The 22,286-nt window shown below is 71.2% G+C and carries 22 protein-coding genes and 1 tRNA gene; 18 read left to right on the top strand and 5 right to left on the bottom strand.

What is annotated here, in order from left to right:
- Positions 1-221: 221 nt before the first annotated feature.
- The 12 genes from ABZ340_RS15100 (at position 222) to ABZ340_RS15045 (ending at position 7,783) form a co-directional block, all read left to right on the top strand.
- Positions 222-659, top strand: a complete 438-nt coding sequence (locus tag ABZ340_RS15100; protein ID WP_029381032.1) for an ATP-binding protein — start codon at positions 222-224, stop codon at positions 657-659.
- 92 nt (positions 660-751) lie between these two features.
- Positions 752-1,480 (top strand): GntR family transcriptional regulator, encoded by a 729-nt coding sequence (locus ABZ340_RS15095; RefSeq protein WP_358782216.1) that lies wholly within the window; start codon positions 752-754, stop codon positions 1,478-1,480.
- Positions 1,481-1,613: 133 nt separating this feature from the next.
- Positions 1,614-1,964: a hypothetical protein gene (locus ABZ340_RS15090; protein WP_358782215.1), complete on the top strand. Its 351-nt coding sequence runs from the start codon at positions 1,614-1,616 to the stop codon at positions 1,962-1,964.
- A 5-nt stretch (positions 1,965-1,969) separates the two neighbouring features.
- Entirely contained in the window at positions 1,970-3,343 is a 1,374-nt protein-coding gene (locus ABZ340_RS15085) for an FtsK/SpoIIIE domain-containing protein (RefSeq protein WP_358782214.1), read from the top strand.
- Positions 3,344-3,422: 79 nt separating this feature from the next.
- On the top strand, positions 3,423-4,082 hold the full coding sequence (locus ABZ340_RS15080) for a DUF2637 domain-containing protein (protein WP_358782213.1): 660 nt from the start codon (positions 3,423-3,425) through the stop codon (positions 4,080-4,082).
- 19 nt (positions 4,083-4,101) lie between these two features.
- The gene (locus tag ABZ340_RS15075; RefSeq protein ID WP_358782212.1) at positions 4,102-4,293 is read left to right on the top strand and encodes a hypothetical protein; all 192 of its coding nucleotides are present in this window, start codon (positions 4,102-4,104) and stop codon (positions 4,291-4,293) included.
- The gene (locus ABZ340_RS15070) at positions 4,293-4,484 is read left to right on the top strand and encodes a mobile element transfer protein (RefSeq protein WP_029381037.1); all 192 of its coding nucleotides are present in this window, start codon (positions 4,293-4,295) and stop codon (positions 4,482-4,484) included. The genes ABZ340_RS15075 and ABZ340_RS15070 overlap by 1 nt, the downstream gene beginning before the upstream one ends.
- A 9-nt stretch (positions 4,485-4,493) precedes the next feature.
- On the top strand, positions 4,494-4,688 hold the full coding sequence (locus tag ABZ340_RS15065) for a hypothetical protein (RefSeq protein ID WP_358782211.1): 195 nt from the start codon (positions 4,494-4,496) through the stop codon (positions 4,686-4,688).
- Positions 4,689-4,714: 26 nt separating this feature from the next.
- Entirely contained in the window at positions 4,715-4,972 is a 258-nt protein-coding gene (locus tag ABZ340_RS15060) for a SpdD protein (protein WP_358782210.1), read from the top strand.
- Positions 4,973-5,055: 83 nt separating this feature from the next.
- Complete coding sequence (locus ABZ340_RS15055; RefSeq protein ID WP_358782209.1) at positions 5,056-6,405, top strand: replication initiator; 1,350 nt, start codon at positions 5,056-5,058, stop codon at positions 6,403-6,405.
- Entirely contained in the window at positions 6,402-6,614 is a 213-nt protein-coding gene (locus ABZ340_RS15050; RefSeq protein WP_358782208.1) for a helix-turn-helix domain-containing protein, read from the top strand. The genes ABZ340_RS15055 and ABZ340_RS15050 overlap by 4 nt, the downstream gene beginning before the upstream one ends.
- Complete coding sequence (locus ABZ340_RS15045) at positions 6,614-7,783, top strand: tyrosine-type recombinase/integrase (protein ID WP_358782207.1); 1,170 nt, start codon at positions 6,614-6,616, stop codon at positions 7,781-7,783. Before ABZ340_RS15050 ends, ABZ340_RS15045 begins: the two co-directional genes overlap by 1 nt.
- A gap of 49 nt (positions 7,784-7,832) precedes the next feature.
- Here ABZ340_RS15045 and ABZ340_RS15040 read toward each other — a convergent pair.
- Positions 7,833-7,906 (bottom strand) — tRNA-Gly (locus ABZ340_RS15040).
- 577 nt (positions 7,907-8,483) lie between these two features.
- Here ABZ340_RS15040 and dcd point away from each other — a divergent pair.
- Positions 8,484-9,059: a dCTP deaminase gene (gene dcd, locus ABZ340_RS15035; RefSeq protein WP_358782206.1), complete on the top strand. Its 576-nt coding sequence runs from the start codon at positions 8,484-8,486 to the stop codon at positions 9,057-9,059.
- A 58-nt stretch (positions 9,060-9,117) separates the two neighbouring features.
- The gene (locus ABZ340_RS15030; protein WP_358782205.1) at positions 9,118-9,615 is read left to right on the top strand and encodes a phosphoribosyltransferase; all 498 of its coding nucleotides are present in this window, start codon (positions 9,118-9,120) and stop codon (positions 9,613-9,615) included.
- A 101-nt stretch (positions 9,616-9,716) separates the two neighbouring features.
- Here ABZ340_RS15030 and ABZ340_RS15025 read toward each other — a convergent pair whose 3' ends face one another.
- The 3 genes from ABZ340_RS15025 to ABZ340_RS15015 all read right to left on the bottom strand — a co-directional run bounded on the left by ABZ340_RS15025 (position 9,717) and on the right by ABZ340_RS15015 (position 14,717).
- Positions 9,717-10,781 carry a Yip1 family protein gene (locus ABZ340_RS15025; RefSeq protein WP_358782204.1) on the bottom strand — a complete coding sequence of 355 codons (1,065 nt, stop codon included), beginning with the start codon at positions 10,779-10,781 and terminating at the stop codon, positions 9,717-9,719.
- A 58-nt stretch (positions 10,782-10,839) separates the two neighbouring features.
- A complete protein-coding gene (locus ABZ340_RS15020; RefSeq protein WP_358782275.1) occupies positions 10,840-12,147 on the bottom strand; it encodes a VCBS repeat-containing protein in 1,308 nt (435 codons plus the stop codon).
- Between the two features lie 272 nt (positions 12,148-12,419).
- On the bottom strand, positions 12,420-14,717 hold the full coding sequence (locus ABZ340_RS15015; RefSeq protein ID WP_358782203.1) for a (Fe-S)-binding protein: 2,298 nt from the start codon (positions 14,715-14,717) through the stop codon (positions 12,420-12,422).
- 625 nt (positions 14,718-15,342) lie between these two features.
- Here ABZ340_RS15015 and dnaK point away from each other — a divergent pair.
- From dnaK to ABZ340_RS14995, 4 genes are read left to right on the top strand one after another with little or no spacing between them, the layout of a single operon-like run.
- Positions 15,343-17,187 (top strand): molecular chaperone DnaK, encoded by a 1,845-nt coding sequence (gene dnaK / locus ABZ340_RS15010; protein ID WP_358782202.1) that lies wholly within the window; start codon positions 15,343-15,345, stop codon positions 17,185-17,187.
- Positions 17,184-17,858 carry a nucleotide exchange factor GrpE gene (grpE, locus tag ABZ340_RS15005; protein WP_358782201.1) on the top strand — a complete coding sequence of 225 codons (675 nt, stop codon included), beginning with the start codon at positions 17,184-17,186 and terminating at the stop codon, positions 17,856-17,858. Before dnaK ends, grpE begins: the two co-directional genes overlap by 4 nt.
- Positions 17,859-17,894: 36 nt before the next feature.
- Complete coding sequence (gene dnaJ, locus ABZ340_RS15000) at positions 17,895-19,064, top strand: molecular chaperone DnaJ (RefSeq protein ID WP_358782200.1); 1,170 nt, start codon at positions 17,895-17,897, stop codon at positions 19,062-19,064.
- A gap of 5 nt (positions 19,065-19,069) precedes the next feature.
- The gene (locus tag ABZ340_RS14995) at positions 19,070-19,540 is read left to right on the top strand and encodes a helix-turn-helix domain-containing protein (protein ID WP_358782274.1); all 471 of its coding nucleotides are present in this window, start codon (positions 19,070-19,072) and stop codon (positions 19,538-19,540) included.
- Between the two features lie 79 nt (positions 19,541-19,619).
- Here the strand turns inward: ABZ340_RS14995 and ABZ340_RS14990 are convergent, their stop codons facing one another.
- Positions 19,620-22,034, bottom strand: coding sequence for a PA14 domain-containing protein (locus ABZ340_RS14990; protein WP_358782199.1), 2,415 nt, complete (start codon positions 22,032-22,034; stop codon positions 19,620-19,622).
- Positions 22,035-22,286: the final 252 nt, after the last annotated feature.

The raw sequence follows: 22,286 nt of genomic DNA, 5'->3' as shown, positions 1-22,286 counted from the left end.
CACAAAGTGGCTAAGGCCACTTTGTCGGAAGGAGGCATGGTGTGACGAGTCAGCGGCCGCATCAGGGCACGCGCTTACCTTGTCGGAGTTGCCGGGGCCGCGGCTGGAAGCGTGTCGGTTCACGTACGACTCTGGCGCTTGCCACCGCCGCTGACCGCACCCGTGCCACATCGAAGCGACGCTGCCTCGACTGCGACGGCAGCGGCAGGGAGTGAGTACGGATGGCCTACATGATCGACCGCTATCCCTGCGAGGACTCGCCGCGGCTCGGCGCGATGACCTTGCACCCCGTCGCGGAGTCCGTACCCCGGGCCCGGCGCTGGTTCCGTAGGTTCATCACTCCGTACGCGCCGGCCTGCTCGGTCGACGACTGCGCGCTGATGATCTCGGAGCTGGTGACCAACGCCATCCTCCACGGCCGGTCGGATGACACGTGGCTCGTGCGGGTGGAGTGGTTCCGGGAAGGGTCCTCGCTCCGGGTCGAGGTGCACAATCCTGGCTTCCCGGCGGACGTGCGGTTGCGGCGCCCCGGTGCCGACGACGCGCACGGGCGTGGGCTGCTCCTGGTCGACTCCATCGCCGCGTCGTGGTACGCCGGGCCCAGCCGCTTCGGCGGAACGGTGGTCTCCTTCGAGATGGCCGATGCCTGGCCGGCATGAGCGGAATACGCCCCGTCGGTACTGCGGGGGCGGAATCGTCGTTAGTCTGGTTGACCAGTTGACTTGGCCAATCTCGACGGGCGGCGGCATTCATGGCGTATGAAGTGGAGGCACCGAAGTACGTTCGCCTCGCTCAGACCATCCAGCGTCGCATCGAGGACGGCACGTACGCGCCCGGCACCCGCGTGCCCAGCGAGAACCAGCTGGTGCAGGCCTTCGGGATGTCCCGGCCGACCGTCGTCCGGGCGCTGGAGCTGCTGAAGCGCGACGGCTGGCTGGAGTCCCGGCAGGGGTACGGCACGATCGTGCGGGGGCGTCCGGCGGTCGTCGAGAACCAGGACCGCCGGGGACGGCAGGCGCTCACGCGCGACGAGTCGCAGACTCCGGGGCGGTTGGTCGAGGTCGGCCGCGTCCCCGCCCCGGCGCGCGTCGCCTCCGTGCTCGGGGTGCCCAAGCGGGCCGAACTCCTGATGCGCCGCTTCCTGGTCGAGGAGGACGGCGAACCGGCCGAACTGGTCTCGTCGTACTTCCCCGCCGGCCTGGTCGAGGGCACCGAGCTGGAGAGCGCCGAAGCGCTGAGCGGCAGCACCCGCGCCCACCTGGAGGCGCGGAAGAAGGTCCGCTTCGACCATGTGACGGAACGGGTCTCGGCCCGGCTGCCCGAACGCGCCGAAGCCGAACTCCTCGACCTCCCGGACGGCGTTCCCGTCCTCAGCGTCCTGGTCGTCGCGTGCGACGCCTCCGGACAAGCGCTGCAAGTCTCCGACGTCCTGCTCCCGGCCGACCGGCAGGAACTGGAAGACACCTACCGGCTGAACTGAGGTCGTTCCGCGGCCAGTTCATCTCCCAATCCCCCTCCGGTTCTCGCTTGACAAGTCAACTTGGCATCCCTAGCTTCGAACTTGCTAAGTCAACTTGTCAGGTGGCGAGTTGATCGACTCGAAGGAGAAATCTGTGCGTGTGATCCGCGTTGACGCCTCGACCGCCACGATCCTGCTCACCGAAGCGCCGGCGCCGAAGGTGCGCGACCGGCAGACCGGTGAGATCGCCAAGGACCCCGTGAGCGGTGAGGCGCTGATGACCGTCGGCGTCGTCTACATCGACGAGGGCGAGTCGTCGCTGATCCAGGTCACCGTTCCCGAAAGCGGTGTGACGGAGGGCCTGACCGTCGGCGCCCCGGTCTCCCTGCCCGGCCTCGTCGCCCGGCCCTGGCAGAGCATCTTCAACGGCCAGCAGCGGCACGGCATCGCCTACCGGGCCACCGCCGTCACGCCCGGCGCCTTCCCGGTGGACCAGGCGGGCTGATCGACGTGACCGACCTGATGACGTGGGCCGAGCTGGGTGGTTCGCTCGCCGCGATAGGCGGCGCGGCCTACGCCCGGCACGCCCACCCGGCGGCGTACTGGTCCACGGTCGGGCTGCCCGTCTCGGTGGTCCGGCTGTTGGCCTCGTACTCCTCGACCATGGACGCCTGCGGCCTGACGGTCGAGCCGTCCCGGTGGCGGGCCCTGGCCGTCAGGGCGGCCACTCGCCGGGAGGTCCGGCCGGTGCCCCCTCGGCGGGGCATGATCCGGCCCACCTCGACCGGTCTGCGGCTCCGGTTGCGGCTGGCTCCGGGGCAGGAACCGGCGGACGTGGCGGCCTCGGCCGAACGGCTGCGGCACGCCTGGGGTGTCCACGCCGTGTACGTGCGGGACGTCAGGCCCGGTGTCGTGGAGCTGCGGCTCGTCGGCTTCGACGTCCTGCGGAAGGTGCGGATGCCCCGCCGGACCGGCGCCGGTCCGCTGCGCGTGCCGGTGGCCCTGCGGGAGGACGCGACCGCCTTCGTACGGGACTACCGGGCCGTACCGCACGAACTCGTGCTCGGCGCCACGCTGTCCGGCAAGTCCATGTACCTGCGGAACCTGCTCGCCGGGCTGGCCGCCCAACCGGTGGTCCTGGTCGGCATCGACTGCAAGCGCGGGGTGGAGCTGGCGCCGTTCGCCCCTCGGCTCTCCGCGCTGGCGACCGACCCGGACCAGGCAGCCGAGCTGCTGCCCGTGCTCGTCAAGGAAATGGAGGACCGATACGACCTGATCAAGGCCCGGCAGGGCATCGCACCCGGCACCCCGGATGAGCTGATCACCTCCGACGTCTGGGGACTACCGGAGGGTGAACGCCCGGCTCCCGTCGTGTTGTTCGTCGACGAGGTGGCCGAACTCTTCCTCGTCGCGACGAGGAAGGAGGAGGAACGGCGGGACGAGATGGTCACCCAGCTCATCCGCCTCGCCCAGCTCGGCCGCGCGGCCGGCATCTATCTGGAGGTGTGCGGGCAGCGCTTCGGCGCCGAACTGGGCAAGGGGGCGACCATGCTGCGGGCCCAGTTGACCGGCCGCGTCTGCCACCGCGTCAACGACGAAGCCTCTGCCAAGATGGCGCTCGGCGACATCGCCCCCGAGGCGGTCACGGCTGCCTGCGCCATCGCTCCCGAGCTGCCCGGCCTCGCCGTCGTCGGCGACACGTCCGGCGGCTGGTCCCGCATCCGCACCCCGTACCTGTCCCTCGCCGACGCCGCGGCCACCTGCCGCGAGACGGCACACCTCGCCCCGGACGTCCCGGCGCTCTCACCGTTCCGGCCGTACGTCCCGCCCGTACCGGTGAAGGAGTCCGGCCCCATGGCCGCTCCTCGGCCGGTCACCGAGTAACCCACCCGCCTCCACGGCCGGCGCGGCCGTCCCGCGCCACGTCCCTACCCACCCATGCCCGGAACCGGAAGGAATTGCCGTGCGTGCCCTGCCCCTCCGCGTGGACGCCGTACTCGTCCAGGCGCTGATCGCCGCCGCGCTGTCCTTCGCCCATCTGCACGACCTGGCGCTGGCCGCCGGACAGGACGGCTGGAAGGCGTGGGCCTATCCGGTCTCCGTCGACCTGCTGCTGGTGGCGGCCTGGCGGCGGCTGCGCTCGGGTGCGGCGAAAGCGGCCGGGTGGTGCTGGTTCCTCGTCGCGCTGGCCGCGTCCCTCGGCGCCAACGTCGCCACCGCCGGACTCCTCGACCTCGACGACGTACCGGCCTGGCTGCGCATCCTCGTCGCCGGCTGGCCCGCGGTCGCCTTCCTGGGCGGCACCCTGCTGGCCCACGGAGCACCGAAGCCGACCGAGGCTCCGGAGACGGCACCCGAACCACCCTCGACGGGCACGACACCGGAACCCACCGCCCCGGAAGCCGAACCGCCCACCGCCACAGAAGCCGAACTACCGGCCACCGAAACGGAGTCGGCGCCAGCCTTCCCTTCCCCGGTACCGCCCGCCCTCGTCGCTCTCGCCCGGAAGGTCGCCGACGACCACCGCGCCCGGACCGGAACCCCCATCGACACCCCGACGCTTCGCGCCCGGCTCGGCGTCCCGATGCCGCTCGCCGAAGCCATCACCGCCCACCTCACCTGACCCCGGAGGACTTTCTCCCTTGCGCCCGTCCACGCTCCGCGCGCTGAAGCGTGCCGCCGAGCTGTCCCGACAGAACCGCTTCACCGAAGCCGTGCTGATCGCCGAACCGGTGATCCTCGCCGCCGACCCCGTCGAGGGCGACGAGATCCGCCGCTGGCTCGCCGACCACGTCACCGACTTCACCGGCGAATCCGAGAAGGAGACCCCCTGATGCCCGCCAACCGCCGCTTCCGCCGCGTCGTCCGCATCGGCCCCGTCCAGGTCGGCACCTCCTACGACGGCCGGGGCCGCGAGAAGCACACCGCCGTCTGCACGGCCCCGCGCTGCGGCTTCTCCGCCGACTACGACAGCCGCGCCGCCGCCGAGCTGGCCGCCCGCACCCACCGCTGCGCCGTCCGCTGAGGAGATCCCGTGACCGTCTCACTGCCGCTCGTCCTCGTCCTGGGCGTCATCGCCTGGGCCGCGATCAAGTTCCTCGGCGTCCGCCTCTGGGTCGCCGTCGTGATCGCCCTGTTCGGCTTCTGGCTCTCGCACACCTTCCTCGCCCCCGCCATCGAATCCGGCACCCGCTCCGGAGTCGACGTCGTCAACGGCACCCACGACTGACCCCGACCGGCACAAGGAGCCCCGCGATGTTCCGTCCCAAACTGCCCGACACCCCGCACGTCCCGAGCATCACCACCCACATCCCGCAGGACCACGCCCCGGTCCCCTCCGCCGGCCGCCCGGTCGCCCCGCTCGTGGGGGCCGGTGCCGGCGCGGTCGCCGCCGTGGTCGTCGTCGGCGCCGTGCTGACCGCGCTCCTGGCGGCCGTCGCCGTCTCGGCCGTCTCCGTGGCCGTCGCCGCCGTGGTCCTGCGCTCCCTCCTCAACGGCGCGCACCAGCGCTGACCGGCCACCGGGGCGGCAACAAGCCGCCAAGCATCCCGCCGCCCCGGGGCCATCCCTCCCGACCGCCGAAACAGCCGAAAGGAATGCCCATCATCACCCGGCAGACTCCGCCCCCGCTGGCGGAACTCTCCACGCTGGCCTCCCTCGGCACACTGCCCGAGTTGGCCCGTCAGCTCTCCACCCTGGGCGGCTGCACCCGCCCCGTACGCCTCGACGGCCACCGCACCGAATACGCGGTGAACCGGGCCACCGGCGAGATCGGCCGCGTCCTGCACCATGTCGACTCCGCCGCTCTCCCCGCCGGTCAGCTCCTCGTCCGCTGCAACAACCGCCGCGCCACCCGCTGCCCGGCCTGCGCCGAGACCTACCGGCGCGACACCTACCACCTGATCACCGCCGGACTCCGCGGCGGCAAGGGCACCCCGGAGCGGGTCGCCACCCATTCGCGCGTCTTCGCCACCTTCACCGCCCCCGGCTTCGGCCCGGTCCACAACCGCCCCACCGGCGGCCGTGCCTGCCGCTGCGGCACCCGGCACGACGAGGGCGACGCCGCCCTGGGCACGCCCCTCGACCCCGACACCTACGACTACGAAGCGGCCGTGCTGTGGAACGCGCACGCCGGCGCCCTGTGGCGGCGCTTCTCGATCTACCTGCGCCGGGAGGTCGCCAAGCGGGCCGGACTCACCCAACGCACCTTCCGCGACCACGCCCGCATCTCCTTCGCCAAGGTCGCCGAGTACCAGAAGCGCGGCGCCGTCCACTTCCACGCCGTCATCCGCCTCGACGGCCCCGGCGGCGGCGACACCCCGCCCCCGGCCTGGGCGTCGGCCGAGCTGCTGACCGACGCCATACGCGCCGCGGCCACCGCCGCCCGCGTCGACGGCCCGGAGATCGACGGCCGGCCGCACACCTTCACCTTCGGCCGCCAGCTCGACGTCCGCCCGATCCGCTCCGCCGACTTCGACGGCGGCCGGGAGCTGACCGAACGGGCCGTGGCCGCCTACATCGCCAAGTACGCCACCAAGGGCGCCGAGACGGCGACCGGCACCCTGGACCGGCCGATCCGCTTCCTCGCCGAGCTGGCCCAGGCCCGGATCACCGACCACGCCCGGCGCATGATCCGCACCGCCTGGACCCTGGGTGCCCGTCCCGAGCTGGCGGACCTGCGCCTGCGGGCCTGGGCCCACATGCTCGGCTTCCGCGGCCACTTCTCCACCAAGTCCCGCCACTACTCCACCACCCTCGGCGCCCTCCGCGACGCTCGCGCCGAGTGGCGCCGGGCCCAAGCGGCCCCGCCCGTCCCGCAGGACGACGAGACCACGCTCGTCCTCGCCCACTGGGTCTTCGCCGGTACCGGCCTCTCCCGTGCCGAAGCCTGGCTTGCCGCGTCCCTCGAACCCGCCCCCGGAACGGAAGGAGAGCCCACCACATGACCGACCGCTACCTGTCCGTCGACCAGGTCGCCGAACTGCTCGGCACCTCCGTGCGCTTCCCCCGGCGGCTCGTCGAGGAGCGGCGCATCCGCTACGTGAAGGTCGGCCGCCACGTCCGTATCCCCGCGAGCGCGCTGGAGGAGTTCATCGCGTCCCGCATGGTGGAGCCGCTGAGGCGTCCCCGCACCCGCTACAGGAGGGCGGCCTGATGGCCAACAGCAAGGGCAGGCGTCGCCGCTTCGGTGCGATCCGCCGTCTTCCTTCCGGACGCTACCAAGCGCGTTATCCGGGGCCCGACGGTGTGATGCGCCCGGCTCCCTTCACCTTCGAGACGACCGCCGAAGCGGACGACTGGCTCGCCGAGAAGCAGACAGAGATCCGCCGGGGGGAGTGGAGGGACCCCGAGGCCGGGGCCGTAAGTTTCCGGGCCTATGCCGACAAGTGGGTGGAGGAGCGGGAGTTGGCGCCGCTGACGCGGGACCTCTATCGCTACCTGCTCGACAAGCACCTGACCGCCTTCACGAGCCTGGACCTGGACGAGATCACCGCACCTCGCGTACGCGAATGGCGGGCCGAGCGGCTGCGGACCACGGGTGCCAAGACGATGACGGCCAAGGCGTACCGCCTCCTCAAGGCCATCATGGAGACGGCCGTGGACGATGAGCTGATCAGTCGCAACCCGTGCCGGATCAAAGGTGCCGGCAAGGAGAAGGCGGCCGAACGGCGCATCGCCACCGTCGCCCAGGTCGACGCGCTCGCCGACGCCGTGGGGATGAGGTGGAGGCTGATGGTGTATCTCGGTGCTTATGGCCCGATGCGGCCGGAGGAGCTGGCCGGCCTCCGCCGCCGGGACGTGGATGTCGACACCTTGCGCATCCACGTTCGCCGCGCCGAGCCGGAACGGATGGACGGGCGACGGGTCCAGGGCAGCACCAAGAGCGAGGCCGGAACCCGGACTGTGATCCTTCCCGCATTCCTCCGCCGAGAGCTCCGCTGGCACCTGGAGAGCTACGCCGAGCCGGGACCGGACGGGCTCCTCTTCGTCGGTGAGAAGGGCGCCCCCTTCCGCCGCAGCACCTTCGGGCGGAAGTGGCGTAAGGCACGTGAGATCGTCGGCATGCCGGAAGGCTTCCGCTTCTACGACCTCCGGCACACCGGGCACACGCTCTCCACCCGGTCCGGCGCCACCCTCAAGGACACGATGGTCCGCGCCGGGCAGTCCTCGGAGAAGGCGGCGCTCATCTACCAGCACTCCGACGAGGAGCGTCAGGAAGAGGTCGCCGCCGGCCTCGACGCGACCGTCCGGAAGGCTCGGGCCGCAGCTGCACGGAAGGCCGCCGAGAGACGTCCTGGCACGGATCTGGCACGCGGCGGGTGATCACCGAGCACAACAAGAAGGCCCAGGTCTCTGACCTGGGCCTTCTTCATGGAGCGGGTGACGAGAATCGAACTCGCGCTCTCAGCTTGGGAAGCTGATGTTCTACCATTAAACTACACCCGCGTAAGACGCCGGTCGGAACCGGTGTCCGGACGCTCGCCTACTGTACAACATCCCAGGCTCCCGGTGGTTGCACCGTGGGGCCTGAGTGCGTTTTCGGGCAGGGGGATCCGGCTGCGGGAGCACGGAGTTGGGGCGTACGGTGGAGGGATCCGGGGAAGCCGGAGAGGGCCCGGCGGGGGTCTCGGGAGGCGCCCGGAAAGGGGTCCGGTGAGGGTCCGGTGAGGGGCGGAGTGCCGCCTGGAGAGTCGTTCCTTTGATCCCGTAGTGTGGCTTTTGTCGTCAGGGCAGCAAGCCAGACGCGGCTCTTGGGGAAGGGACTTCAGGACTTGATGGAGCGCACCGTCGTCCGCTGTGCCGATGGGCACGTGTTCAGCACCGCTTCGTTTCCGATGCAGCAGGCCGAGCGGCTCGGACCCGGGCGGCTCGTCCGGTGTCCGCGCTGTGCGCGGCTGCGCAGTGCCGTGCCCGTGAGTTCGGAGATGCAGAAGCACTAGCGGGAGCGCGATCGCGGGATCGTCCGGGCGCGTGGAGAGGTCACGATTGTGGCTGCTCCGCGCGCCTTGCGTATCCTCGGGGCGTGCTTCTCTCAGACAAGGACATCCGGGCCGAGATCGATGCCGGGCGGGTACGGATCGATCCCTATGACGACTCCATGGTGCAGCCGTCCAGCATCGACGTGCGCCTGGACCGTTACTTCCGGGTGTTCGAGAACCACCGGTACCCGCACATCGACCCGTCCGTCGAGCAGGCGGACCTCACGCGGCTCGTCGAGCCGGAGGGGGATGAACCGTTCATCCTGCACCCCGGTGAGTTCGTGCTGGCCAGTACGTACGAGGTCATCACGCTGCCCGACGATCTCGCCTCGCGGCTGGAGGGGAAGAGCTCCCTCGGGCGGCTCGGGCTCGTCACCCACTCCACCGCCGGGTTCATCGACCCCGGGTTCTCCGGGCACGTGACCCTGGAGCTGTCCAATCTCGCCACCCTGCCGATCAAGCTGTGGCCGGGCATGAAGATCGGCCAGCTGTGCATGTTCCGGCTCAGTTCGCCGGCCGCGCACCCGTACGGAAGCGAGCGGTACGGGTCGCGTTATCAGGGGCAGCGGGGGCCGACCGCCTCCCGGTCCTTCATCAACTTCCACCGGACCCAGGTGTGAGCGGCGTGAGCCGTACGAGCAGCCTGGACGCAGCGACGACGCAGGCAGGACGCAGGTAATGAGTGACGTACGGGAGAATCTGAGTTACGAGCAGTTCGGCGTCGCCGTCCGGGAGCTCGCGCAGGCCGTCGCCGACGACGGGTACGAGCCCGACATCGTGCTCTCCATCGCCCGGGGCGGCGTCTTCGTCGCCGGCGGGCTCGCCTACGCCCTGGACTGCAAGAACATCCACCTGGTGAACGTGGAGTTCTACACGGGTGTCGGTACGACGCTGGAGATGCCGGTCATGCTGGCGCCGGTGCCCAACGCCATCGACTTCTCCGACAAGAAGGTCCTGATCGCCGACGACGTCGCCGACACCGGCAAGACGCTGAAGCTGGTGCGCGAGTTCTGCCTCGACACCGTGGCCGAGGTGCGCAGCGCGGTGATCTATGAGAAGTCCCACTCGCTGGTGAAGTGCGAGTACGTCTGGAAGCGCACCGACGACTGGATCAACTTCCCGTGGTCCGTCCAGCCGCCCGTCGTCAAGCGTTCCGGGCAGGTGCTCGACGCCTGACGCCTGACGTCCGAGGACGTGGAGCAGCCAGGCAGCGAGGCAGAGGAAAGGCCCACCCGGCGCGTCGTGCGCCGGGTGGGCCTTTTCACATGGCCGTCGGGCTAGAACGTACCCAGTTTCACGATCGACAGCAGGGCGATGAGCTGGATCGCGCAGGCGCCGAGCGCCTTGGGCCAGGGCAGGTCGTGGGAGCGGCGGACCATGAGGGTCAGCAGGACGCCGCCCGCGACCCAGGTGGCCCAGCCGAGGATCTGGACGAAGGGCGCGTCGCCGCCGAGGAACATCGCCACGATCAGGCGGGGCGCGTCCGTGAGGGACATGATCAGCATGGACAGGCCCACCGTGGGCTGCCAGGCGCCGTCGCCGCCGAGCTGGCGGGCCAGGGTGTGCGTGACCACGCCCAGGACGAGGGCGCTCAGGACCATCGCGACGGACGTCGTCAGGACGATCGGGATGGCGTTCGACAGGGTCGCGTTGATCGCGTCCTCGCGGGCGCCGTCGAAGCCGAAGACCGCCAGCAGGCCGTAGAGGAAGGTGACGACGAGGGCGGGGCCCCACATCGTGTAGTCCCGCATGCGCAGGAAGGTCTGGTCGGGGGCGGTGACGATGCCCTTCAGCAGCTCCTTCCAGTGCAGGCGCGGGCCGGTCGGGCCGGGCGGCGGGGCCGCGGAGCCCGCGCGGTAGGTCTCGCCCTGGGTGTAGGGGTCCTCGCCGATCGAGAACGCCTGGGTGTGGCCCGGGTTGTTGGCGGCGTACGGGGCCTGCGCGGCGGCCGGGGCGGCGCCGTGCGGGCTGTGGGGGCTGGCCGGGCCCGGCGGGTAGGCGTCGCCGTCGCCGAAGTACTCCGGCTCCTCCTGGCGGCCGGCGCCGTAGCCGCCGCCGTTCGCCTGCGGCCAGGGGCTGCCGGGAGCGCCCGGGGCCCCGGGGCCGCCGTAGGACGGCGGTTGCTGCTGCGGGTACGGCTGCGGCGCCGGGGGATAGCCGTACGACGGTCCCTGCGGCGTCTGCTGTCCGTGCGGGGGGTGTTGCGGTCGCGTCTGAGGAGCGCCGTTGTCCCGGCCGCGTCCGATCCTGAATCCAGCCACGTCTTCGAACGTACCTGGTCCCGGCGGGTGACGTGCCGGGCCCGGCCTTCCGGACCGGGCATTGCGGCCGAGCTGTGACATCCCTTACGGGGCATGACGGGGGTTCACCGGCATGTCCCCTAGGGGACGTCGGCGGGCGTCAGCGGGGGAGGAAGGCGGAGGTGGAGAAGGTGACCGCCGGGTCCGCCACCGGCCGTGCGCCGGGCCGTCCGGGGTGGACGGTGACGGTGTCCTCCGTCTCCCCGCGGTACGTCCGCAGCACGAGGTCCGCCCGCCCGTCGCCGTCGAAGTCGGCGGCGGCCAGCACGCGCGTGGTGCCGGGGGCGGGTGCCGCCACGGTGACCGCCCCGGCGGCCGCCGGGCCCGCCGCACGGCCGCGGACGACGCGCGGGCCGCCCTCGTCACCGGTGAGGACCAGGTCGCTCAGGCCGTCGCCGTCGAAGTCGGCGGTGTCGAGGAGGGTGCCGGGGACGGTGAGGGCGGCGCGGGCGGGAACGGGCAGGTCGTGGCGCAGGGCGGTGCCGCCGGGGGCCGCCACGGCCGCGTCCAGGGCCTTGCCGCGGCCGAAGTCGCCCAGGGCCACGTCGGTGCCGGAGGGCAGGGCCACGCCCGTGCGGGACGGGCCGTCCGGGCCGCCGAGGACCACGGCCGACGGGCCGGGCCCCTCCGCCGTACGGACCACCAGGTCGTCGTAGCCGTCCCGGTTCACGTCGGCGGCCGGGCCGGTGGGCACCTCGCCCGGTGCCGCGAGCGGGGCGCCGGCGGCGCGCGGGGTGCCGCGGCGGGTGAAGGGGCCCCGCAGATGGCTGAGGTGGCCGCCGGAGGCGTGCAGCACCAGGTCCTGGGCGCCGTCGCCGTCGAAGTCGCCGCACACCGGCTGGTCGGGCCAGTCGTTGCCGAGCCGGGCGCGGGCGGGTACGGCGAGCTGCACGGCCCGGCCGGTGAGGCCCTCGGGGGAGCCGAAGAGGAGCTGGAGCGGGACCGGCGGCATGCCCTGGCCGTCGTAGGGCGGGTCGGTGGAGACCACCAGGTCGGTGAAGCCGTCGCCGTCGAGGTCGCAGCTGGCCTCCGCGTCGAAGACGGCGGGCAACTGGCCGTCCGTGCGGGCCGCGTTCTTCTCTGCGGTGAGCAACTGGCGGGCGCCCGGGACGAGTCCGCGGGGCGAGCCGTAGACGATGCCGATGCCGGGGTCGTCGGCGTGGCTCTGCGCCTTGACGAGGGTGGTGAGGACGAGGTCGCGGTGGCCGTCGCCGTTGAAGTCGTCGGGGGTCCGGCTGCCCTTGCCGCGCGGGACCGGCAGGGGGGCCGGGGCCTGGGCGGCCCGCGCGGGCGCGGCGCCGTCGGCCTTCCCGGCGCCCGGGGTGGCGGAGCCGCAGGCGGCGAGCAGGAGCAGGCAGCCGAGGGCCGCCGCTCCCGTCGCGCTTCTTCGCATTCCCCGCACGCGCATCGTCCACCCCATCCGCACCCATGACGTCACCAGTGCCACCAGTGCCATCAGTGCCATCAGCGCCACCAGTGCCATCAGCGCCACCAGTGCCTCCAGTGCCACCAGCGTCACCTGTGCCATCAATGCCACCTGTGCCCTCAATGCCGGTGGCATCGGCAGCACCGGCAGCACCGGCAATCATGCACCTGTTCGAGATACGGAGACACCCCCGGGCCCGCCGGAATGCGGGGCCTGGGGGTGTCGGGGAGCGTCCCGGAGGGGCCGGGCGCCGGTTACTTCACCGGCTCGGGCTCCGGCGCGTTCGCGGAGTCCGCCGTGCCCGCGGGGGGCTCGTCCTCGTCGGGGACGGGCGTCTTGACGGAGTCCAGCAGCAGCTGGGCGACGTCGACGACCTGGACGGACTCCTTGGCCTTGCCCTCGTTCTTCTTGCCGTTGACCGAGTCGGTCAGCATCACCAGGCAGAACGGGCAGGCGGTGGAGACGATGTCCGGGTTCAGCGACAGCGCCTCGTCGACGCGCTCGTTGTTGATGCGCTTGCCGATGCGCTCTTCCATCCACATCCGGGCGCCGCCGGCGCCGCAGCAGAAGCCGCGCTCCTTGTGGCGGTGCATCTCCTCGTTGCGCAGGCCCGGGACCTTGCCGATGATCTCGCGCGGCGGCGTGTAGATCTTGTTGTGGCGGCCCAGGTAGCACGGGTCGTGGTAGGTGATGATGCCCTCGACCGGGGTGACGGGGATCAGCTTGCCCTCGTCGACCAGGTGCTGGAGCAGCTGGGTGTGGTGGATGACCTCGTAGTCGCCGCCGAGCTGCGGGTACTCGTTGCCGAGCGTGTTGAGGCAGTGCGGGCAGGTCGCGACGATCTTCTTCGCGGACTTCGGCTTCCGCGACTCCGGCGTGACCTTGCCGTCGTCGTCCATCTCCTCGCCGAACGCCGCGTTCAGCGCCATGACGTTCTCCATGCCGAGCTCCTGGAAGAGGGGCTCGTTGCCCAGGCGGCGGGCGGAGTCGCCGGTGCACTTCTCGTCGCCGCCCATGATCGCGAACTTCACGCCCGCGATGTGGAGCAGCTCGGCGAAGGCCTTGGTCGTCTTCTTGGCGCGGTCCTCCAGGGCGCCGGCGCAGCCGACCCAGTACAGGTACTCGACCTCGGTGAGGTCCTCGATGTCCTTGCCGACGACCGGGACCTCGAAGTCGACCTCCTTGGTCCACTCCAGGCGCTGCTTCTTCGCCAGGCCCCAGGGGTTGCCCTTCTTCTCCAGGTTCTTGAGCATCGTGCCCGCCTCGGACGGGAACGCCGACTCGATCATGACCTGGTAGCGGCGCATGTCGACGATGTGGTCGACGTGCTCGATGTCCACCGGGCACTGCTCGACGCAGGCGCCGCAGGTGGTGCAGGACCACAGGACGTCCGGGTCGATGACGCCGTTCTCCTCCAGCGTGCCGACCAGGGGGCGCTCGGCCTCGGCGAGCGCCGACGCCGGGACGTCCTTGAGCTGCTCCTCGGACGCCTTCTCCTCGCCCTCCATCGTCTTGCCGCCGCCGGCCAGCAGGTAGGGGGCCTTGGCGTGCGCGTGGTCGCGCAGGGACATGATCAGGAGCTTGGGGGAGAGCGGCTTGCCGGTGTTCCAGGCGGGGCACTGCGACTGGCAGCGGCCGCACTCGGTGCAGGTGGAGAAGTCCAGCAGGCCCTTCCAGGAGAACTGCTCGACCTGGGAGACGCCGAAGACGTCGTCGTCGCCCGGGTCGGTGAAGTCGATCGGCTTGCCGCCGCTCGTCATCGGCTGGAGGGCGCCGAGAGCCGTCTCACCGGTGGCGTTGCGCTTGAACCAGATGTTGGGGAAGGCCAGGAAGCGGTGCCAGGCCACGCCCATGTTCGTGTTGAGCGAGACCGTGATCATCCAGATCATGGTCGTGCCCAGCTTGATCATGGCGAAGAGGTAGACCAGGTTCTGCAGCGTCGCCACGCTCAGGCCCTTGAAGGCGAGGACCAGCGGGTACGAGGCGAAGTACGCGGCCTCGTAGTGGTCGACGTGGTGCAGGGCGCCTTCCAGGCCGCGCAGCACGTAGATCGCCAGGCCGATGGTGAGGATGACGTACTCGACGAAGTACGCCTGGCCCATCTTCGAGCCCGCGAAGCGGGACTTGCGGCCCGGGCGCGAGGGCAGGCTCAGCAGCCGGACGACCATCAGCACGAGGATGCCGAGGGTCGTCATCGCGCTGATGAACTCGATGTACAGCTCGTACGGCAGGAAGCCGCCGAGGACCGGGAGCGTCCAGTCGGCCTGGAAGAGCTGGCCGTAGGCGGTGACGATCGTCGGCGGCAGCGTCAGGAAGCCGATGGCCACGAACCAGTGGGCGACGCCGACGATGCCCCACCGGTTCATCCGGGTGTGGCCGAGGAACTCCCGTACCAGCGTCACGCTGCGCTGATAGGGGTTGTCGGTGCGGGTGCCGGCGGGTACGGGCTGGCCCAGTCTGAAATACCGGACGAACTGGCCGATGGCGCGCGCGAGCAGCGCCACGCCGACCACGGTCAGGACCAGCGACACGATGATCGCGGCGAGTTGCATGGGGGCTCCTCGGGCCTGCGAGGCGGTTCTGCGAGGTGATCGCGGTGATGGCGGTGATGGCGATGACGGGTGGTGCTGACAGGTGGTGCTGACGGGGTGGTGATGCCGGCGTAGTGATTACTAAGCGGTAACTTACCCAGTCCGTCTGAGACTACCCGCATCTCCTGCCGCACTGTAGTCAGGCGTGCGGTGATCTGCGTCGCTGAGGCGGCCCTGGCCGGGCGTGCGGCCGGGTGTGTGGTCGAGCGCCCGGTCGAGCGCCCGGTCGAGCGCCCGGTCGAGCGCCCGGTCGAGGTGTGGCGCCGGGTGGTGTGGGCACACCCATTCTGGCAAATACCGCGAACCGGGCTGTCCGGGCTGTCCGGGCTGTCCGGGCTGTCCGGGATGTTCGGCCCGGTGTCGCCGGTGTGCGGGACCGTCGCCGCCGATGGCTGTTGTGGCCGTGGCGGGCGATGGATTTTCAGGTGTCTTCGCACCTTCGCTCCGGCGTTTCCCCAGGTCAGCGCCTTATTGCGCGTAAGGGATAGATAAGAGTTGAGCCCAGTTGACTCAGGTCTGTTGACCCGGGCGGAGGCCTCAGGCACACTTGAGCCTGTTCCACTCAAGTCAGCTGGAGGAATCAACCATGGCACGTGCGGTCGGCATCGACCTGGGCACGACTAACTCCGTCGTCAGCGTTCTGGAGGGCGGCGAGCCCACCGTCATCACCAACGCCGAGGGCGCCAGGACCACGCCGTCCGTCGTCGCCTTCGCCAAGAACGGCGAAGTGCTCGTGGGTGAGGTGGCCAAGCGCCAGGCGGTCACCAACGTGGACCGGACCATCCGCTCGGTCAAGCGCCACATGGGCACCGACTGGAAGATCAACCTCGACGGCAAGGACTTCAACCCGCAGCAGATCAGCGCCTTCGTGCTGCAGAAGCTGAAGCGGGACGCCGAGGCCTACCTGGGCGAGAAGGTCACCGACGCGGTCATCACCGTCCCGGCGTACTTCAACGACGCCGAGCGCCAGGCCACCAAGGAGGCCGGCGAGATCGCCGGCCTGAACGTGCTGCGCATCGTCAACGAGCCGACGGCCGCCGCCCTGGCGTACGGCCTCGACAAGGACGACCAGACCATCCTGGTCTTCGACCTCGGTGGCGGCACCTTCGACGTCTCGCTGCTGGAGATCGGCGACGGTGTCGTCGAGGTGAAGGCCACCAACGGTGACAACCACCTCGGTGGTGACGACTGGGACCAGCGCGTCGTCGACTACCTGGTCAAGCAGTTCCAGTCCGGCCACGGCGTGGACCTGTCCAAGGACAAGATGGCGCTCCAGCGCCTGCGCGAGGCCGCCGAGAAGGCGAAGATCGAGCTGTCCTCGTCCACCGAGACCTCGATCAACCTGCCCTACATCACGGCCTCCGCCGAGGGCCCCCTGCACCTCGACGAGAAGCTGACCCGCGCCCAGTTCCAGCAGCTGACCGCGGACCTGCTGGAGCGCTGCAAGACGCCGTTCCACAACGTGATCAAGGACGCCGGCATCTCCATCAACGAGATCGACCACGTCGTCCTCGTCGGTGGCTCCACCCGCATGCCCGCCGTCGCCGAGCTCGTCAAGGAGCTGACCGGCGGCAAGGAGGCCAACAAGGGTGTGAACCCGGACGAGGTCGTCGCCATCGGCGCCTCGCTCCAGGCCGGTGTCCTCAAGGGCGAGGTCAAGGACGTCCTGCTGCTCGACGTCACCCCGCTGTCCCTCGGCATCGAGACCAAGGGCGGCATCATGACCAAGCTGATCGAGCGCAACACGACCATCCCGACCAAGCGCTCGGAGATCTTCACCACGGCCGAGGACAACCAGCCGTCGGTGCAGATCCAGGTCTACCAGGGCGAGCGCGAGATCGCGGCCTACAACAAGAAGCTCGGCATGTTCGAGCTGACCGGTCTGCCCCCGGCGCCGCGCGGCGTCCCGCAGATCGAGGTCTCCTTCGACATCGACGCCAACGGCATCATGCACGTCACGGCGAAGGACCTCGGCACCGGCAAGGAGCAGAAGATGACCGTCACCGGCGGCTCCTCGCTCCCGAAGGAAGAGGTCGACCGCATGCGCGAGGAGGCCGAGCGCTACGCGGAGGAGGACCACAAGCGCCGCGAGGCCGCCGAGACCCGCAACCAGGGCGAGCAGCTCGTCTACCAGACCGAGAAGTTCCTCAAGGACAACGAGGACAAGGTCCCGGCCGAGGTCAAGACCGAGGTCGAGGAGGCGGTGAACGAGCTCAAGGAGAAGCTCAAGGGCGAGGACACGGCCGAGATCCGCACCGCCACGGAGAAGGTCGCGGCCGTCTCGCAGAAGCTCGGCCAGGCCATGTACGCCGACGCCCAGGCCGCGCAGGCCGCCGGCGGCGCCTCCGCCGGTGCCGGTGAGGCCAAGGCCGACGACGACGTGGTGGACGCCGAGATCGTCGACGAGGACCGGAAGGACGGTGCCGCGTGACGGAGGAGAACCCGGGTTTCGAGGAGAAGCCCGACGTCCCCTCCGGCGCCGAATCCGACGACGCCGAGCCGAAGGCCGCCACCCCCTCCCCGGAGGAGGGGGCGGCCCCGGACGGGGACGCGAGCGAGAACGCCGGGCTGGTGGCCCAGCTGGACCAGGTGCGCACCGCGCTGAACGAGCGCACGGCGGACCTCCAGCGCCTCCAGGCCGAGTACCAGAACTACCGCCGCCGGGTCGAGCGCGACCGGGCCACGGTCAAGGAGATCGCCGTCGCGAACCTCCTGACCGAGCTCCTGCCCGTGCTCGACGACATCGGCCGCGCCCGGGAACACGGCGAGCTGGTCGGCGGGTTCAAGTCCGTCGGCGAGTCGCTGGAGACCGTCGTGGCCAAGCTGGGCCTCCAGCAGTTCGGCAAGGAGGGCGAGCCCTTCGACCCGACGATCCACGAGGCCCTGATGCACTCCTATGCGCCGGACGTCACCGAGACCACGTGCGTGGCGATCCTGCAGCCCGGGTACCGCATCGGCGAGCGCACCATCCGCCCCGCGCGGGTGGCCGTCGCCGAGCCGCAGCCGGGCGCGCAGACGGTCAAGCCGGCCGAGGAGGAGACCGAGGCGGCGAAGGCGGACTCCGCGGAGAACAAGGAGAACGGTGGCCCGGAGGAGGGCTGACGTTATAACGGACGCGAGGAAGGAGGGACGTCGGGGATGAGCACCAAGGACTTCATCGAGAAGGACTACTACAAGGTCCTCGGCGTCCCCAAGGACGCCACCGAGGCCGAGATCAAGAAGGCGTACCGGAAGCTCGCCCGCGAGTTCCACCCGGACGCCAACAAGGGCAACGCCAAGGCGGAGGAGCGCTTCAAGGAGATCTCCGAGGCGAACGACGTCCTCGGCGACCCCAAGAAGCGCAAGGAGTACGACGAGGCCCGCGCCCTCTTCGGCAACGGCGGCTTCCGCCCGGGGCCCGGAGCCGGCGGCGGCTCCTTCAACTTCGACCTGAGCGACCTGTTCGGCGGTCAGGGCCAGGGCGCCGGCGGCTTCGGCGGCGGACTCGGTGACGTCTTCGGGGGCCTGTTCAACCGCGGCGGCACGGGCACCACCCGCACCCAGCCGCGGCGCGGCCAGGACGTCGAGTCCGAGGTCACCCTCAGCTTCACGGAGGCGATCGAGGGCGCGACGGTCCCGCTGCGGATGTCCAGCCAGCAGCCCTGCAAGGCCTGTTCGGGCACCGGCGACAGGAACGGCACGCCGCGGGTGTGCCCGACCTGTGTCGGCACCGGCCAGGTGGCGCGGGGCTCGGGCGGCGGCTTCTCGCTGACCGACCCCTGCCCGGACTGCAAGGGCCGCGGCCTGATCGCGGAGAACCCCTGCGACGTCTGCAAGGGCTCCGGACGCGCCAAGTCCTCCCGGACGATGCAGGTCCGCATCCCGGCCGGGGTCTCGGACGGCCAGCGCATCCGGCTGCGCGGCAAGGGAGCGCCGGGCGAGCGGGGCGGCCCGGCGGGCGACCTGTACGTGGTGGTGCACGTCAAGGACCACCCGGTCTTCGGCCGCAAGGGCGACAACCTCACCGTCACCGTGCCGGTCACCTACCCCGAGGCTGCCCTCGGCGGCGAGGTCCGCGTGCCGACCCTGGGCGGACCGCCCGTCACGCTGAAGCTGCCGCCGGGCACGCCCAACGGCCGCACCATGCGGGCCCGGGGCAAGGGCGCGGTCCGCAAGGACGGCACCCGCGGCGATCTGCTGGTCACCGTGGAGGTGAGTGTCCCCAAGGACCTGACGGGGAAGGCTCGTGACGCGCTCGAGGCGTATCGCGAGGCGACCGCGGGGGAGGACCCGCGGGCGGAGCTGTTCCAGGCCGCGAAGGGAGCATGATGGAGATGGACGGCCGTCGTCCCCGCCAGCGCGGGGGTTTCTCACCGTATGAACTGACCGAGGACACCCCGGTCTACGTCATCTCGGTCGCGGCCCAGCTCTCCGGTCTGCACCCGCAGACGCTGCGGCAGTACGACCGCCTCGGCCTCGTCTCCCCCGACCGCACGGCCGGCCGGGGCCGGCGCTACTCGGCCCGCGACATCCAGCTGCTGCGCCAGGTGCAGCAGCTGTCGCAGGACGAGGGCATCAACCTGGCCGGCATCAAGCGCATCATCGAACTGGAGAACCAGGTCGCCGCGCTCCAGGCGCGGGTGCAGGAGCTCCAGGACGCGCTCGACGGCGCGGCGGCGACGATGCGCCAGCGGGAGGCGGCGGTGCACGCCTCCTACCGGCGCGACCTGGTGCCGTACCAGGAGGTGCAGCAGACCAGCGCGCTGGTGGTGTGGCGGCCCAAGCGGCAGCAGCAGGCGGACTGACGCTCCGCGCCCGCGTGGTGCGAGCGGTGAAGGGGCCCGGAGGAAGGGCCCCTTCGTGCTGTCGTGCCGCCGGGTCACCTCACAGCCAGGTGTCCCAGATGCCGTAGGCGTGTTCCCACATGACCTTCTCGTTGCCCGCCGGGTCGCTGTAGACGGCCCGGTAGTGGTAGAGCCCCAGCCGGTCCTCGTGCACCGTCGTGTCCATGTGGGACTGCGGGGCGTCGACCTTGCCCGTGGCGAGCGTGGTCCAGGCGGCGGTGGCCGGGTCCCACCGCTCGAAGCGGTAGTCGGTCCACTCCTCGCACGGCGGGTCGTAGATCGTCTGGTCGCAGCGGGTGAAGAGCTCCGGGTACTGGTCCACATGGACCCCGGTGCCGGTCCAGCCCGGCGGGCGGGTGTCGGGCAGGGCGACGGTGATCTCCGCCGGGAGGAAGAGCTCCGGCCCGTCGTCGGGAGCGGGCATCCGGTCGACGGCGGCCACCCGGTAGACGTGCTCGCGTCCGTCCGGCAGCGTCGGGCAGTAGATCTCGGTCTCGGACAGCGAGTCGCCGCCCACGCAGTTGCGCTCCCACACCGTCCGCCCCGTCTCCGGGTCGGTGGTGCCCTGCCAGACGTAGTACGCGAAGACGTCGTCCTCGGGCGACGGCTCCCAGCGCAGGTGCACGCCCATCGGGATCACCTCGGCGGTCAGGCCGGTGACCGGGGCGGGGCGCACGGTGTCGCCGGTGGTCGCCGTGACGGGCGCGCTCGGCGCGGAGGAGCGCCCGTGGCGGTCGACGGTGACGACCCGGTACTCGTACGTGGTCTCGGAGGCGCCCGAGGCGTCCACGCACTCCCCGTACACCACCGGGTGGGGCCAGGTCACGTACTCCGGGTCGTACGCGTCACGGGCCGGGACGGTGTGCAGGGACGGCGGTGCGGGCGGGCCGTCCCCGCCCGGTGGCGCGCACCGCTCGACGGTCGCCGTCTCGCCCGTCGCCGGGTCGGTGCGCAGGATGCGGTACGACGGCAGGTGGGCGTCGTCGATCGTCCACGGGTCGGCGCCGCGCCAGCGCAGCAGGACCGCGTCGCCCTGGCGGCCCGCGATGACCTGGTACGGGGCGATGGGCTCCGGCCGGTCCGCAGGGCGCACGGTGATCCCGGCGGGCGCGGAGGGGTTGCCCGCGGCGTCCAGGGCGCGCACCGTGTACCGGTACTCCTCCACGACGGCGGTCCGCTGGAGCGGCACCACGTCCGTCGCCGTGGTGGTGGCGCCCGTGGCGAACGCGTCGAGCTGCTCCCCGGTCGTGGGGTCGTACTGCCGCACCTCGTAGGACACGGCGTCCTTCACCGGCGTCCACGTCAGGTGCGGGACGCCGTCCTGGTAGGCGGCGCGCGCGTCGGCGGGGGCCGCGGGCGGGATGCGGTCGCCCAGGGTGAGGGTGGTGGCGGCGGAGTACGCCGACCAGTTGCCGGCCGCGTCGCGGGCCCGTCCCCGGTAGGTGGCCTTCGTGCCGTCGGCGGGCTGCCCCGGGTCGCAGAAGGTGCCCCCGCGGCCGGTGTGGACGGTGGTCCAGGCGCCGGTGGCGGGGTTGCGCCGCTGCGCCTCGTACAGGGCGATGTCGGCGGCGTTCGCGGCGGTGGTGACGAGCTCGGGTCCGGCGACGGTGGCGTCGGTCGGGCAGGCGTCCAGCTCGACGAAGGGGGCCGCGGGCGGGGTCTTGTCGACGGTGGTGACGCCGAGGTCGGCGGTGCCCGCCGACTCGTTGCCGGACTTGTCGAGGGCGCGGACCTCGTAGTAGTAGACCGCGCCGGTCTTCGGCGGGGTGTCGGTGTACGAGGCGGCCGTCGTGGTCGTCAGCCGCGTCCAGGCGCTGCTGCCCTTCGGGCGGCGGTGGACGCGGTAGCCGGCGAGGTCCATCTCCTTGTTCCGGGACCAGGTGACCTTGGCCTTGCCGGTCGCCTTGTCGTACGTCACCGCCGCCCCCGCCGGGGCGAGGGGCCGCACCTTGTCGACGGTCGCGCCGGTGCGGGGCGTGTAGGAGAAGCGGACGTTCGCGGTGCCGGTCCAGTTGACGTGGTCGACGCGCAGGGTGTGGCGGCCGGCGGGGACGGTGACGTTCACGGTCTTCTTCACCGTCGACGACACGTTCTTCCACAGGTCGATCCTGCGGACGCCGTCCAGGTACACCCGGACGCCGTCCTGGGCCGAGGCGGTGAAGGTGAACGGGCCACCGGAGCCGAAGTCGCGGGTGACGGTCCAGCGGACGGCGAAGTTGTTGACGGGCAGACCGGAAGCGGGGGCGCCGCTGCCCCAGTTCTGGTCGACGGCGGAGTCGCAGTCGGTCTTCTTCGGCGTACCGGAGAAGGTGGTGTTCGCGTAGAACTGCCGCTGGTAGACGGGGGAGGCGCAGCCGGTGGCCGCGGAGGCCGGGACGGCGGCGAGCAGGCCGCCCGCGGTGGCGAGCACGACGGCGGACGCGGCGGCCGCAGTCGTGCGTCTGGCTGGTTTCATTCGGTCCTCTGATCGGCGTCGGAGGGGCAGAGTGGCGCCCACTCGAACAGGACTCCTGGGAGGAGGGGGTGGTTGTACGGCGCGCGCCGCCGTGCGGGCCGTCGTGGAGTGGGGGACCGGTAAAGAGAGTTGAAGACGGGCGAAAGGACGTGAAGGGAGTCGGGAGATGATTCCGCTCCGTCTTCACAAGCTATGCGGAGCGTGGTGTTGTCATCTCGTTAAGTGGTTCCGCTTGACGCTGGGTGGCGCCGC

The sequence above is a fragment of the Streptomyces sp. NPDC006134 genome, assembly GCF_040628835.1.
In the GTDB taxonomy this organism is placed as follows: Bacteria; Actinomycetota; Actinomycetes; order Streptomycetales; family Streptomycetaceae; genus Streptomyces.
Note: the sequence above shows the minus strand (reverse complement) of the source record. Positions and strands in the feature narration are given on the sequence as shown.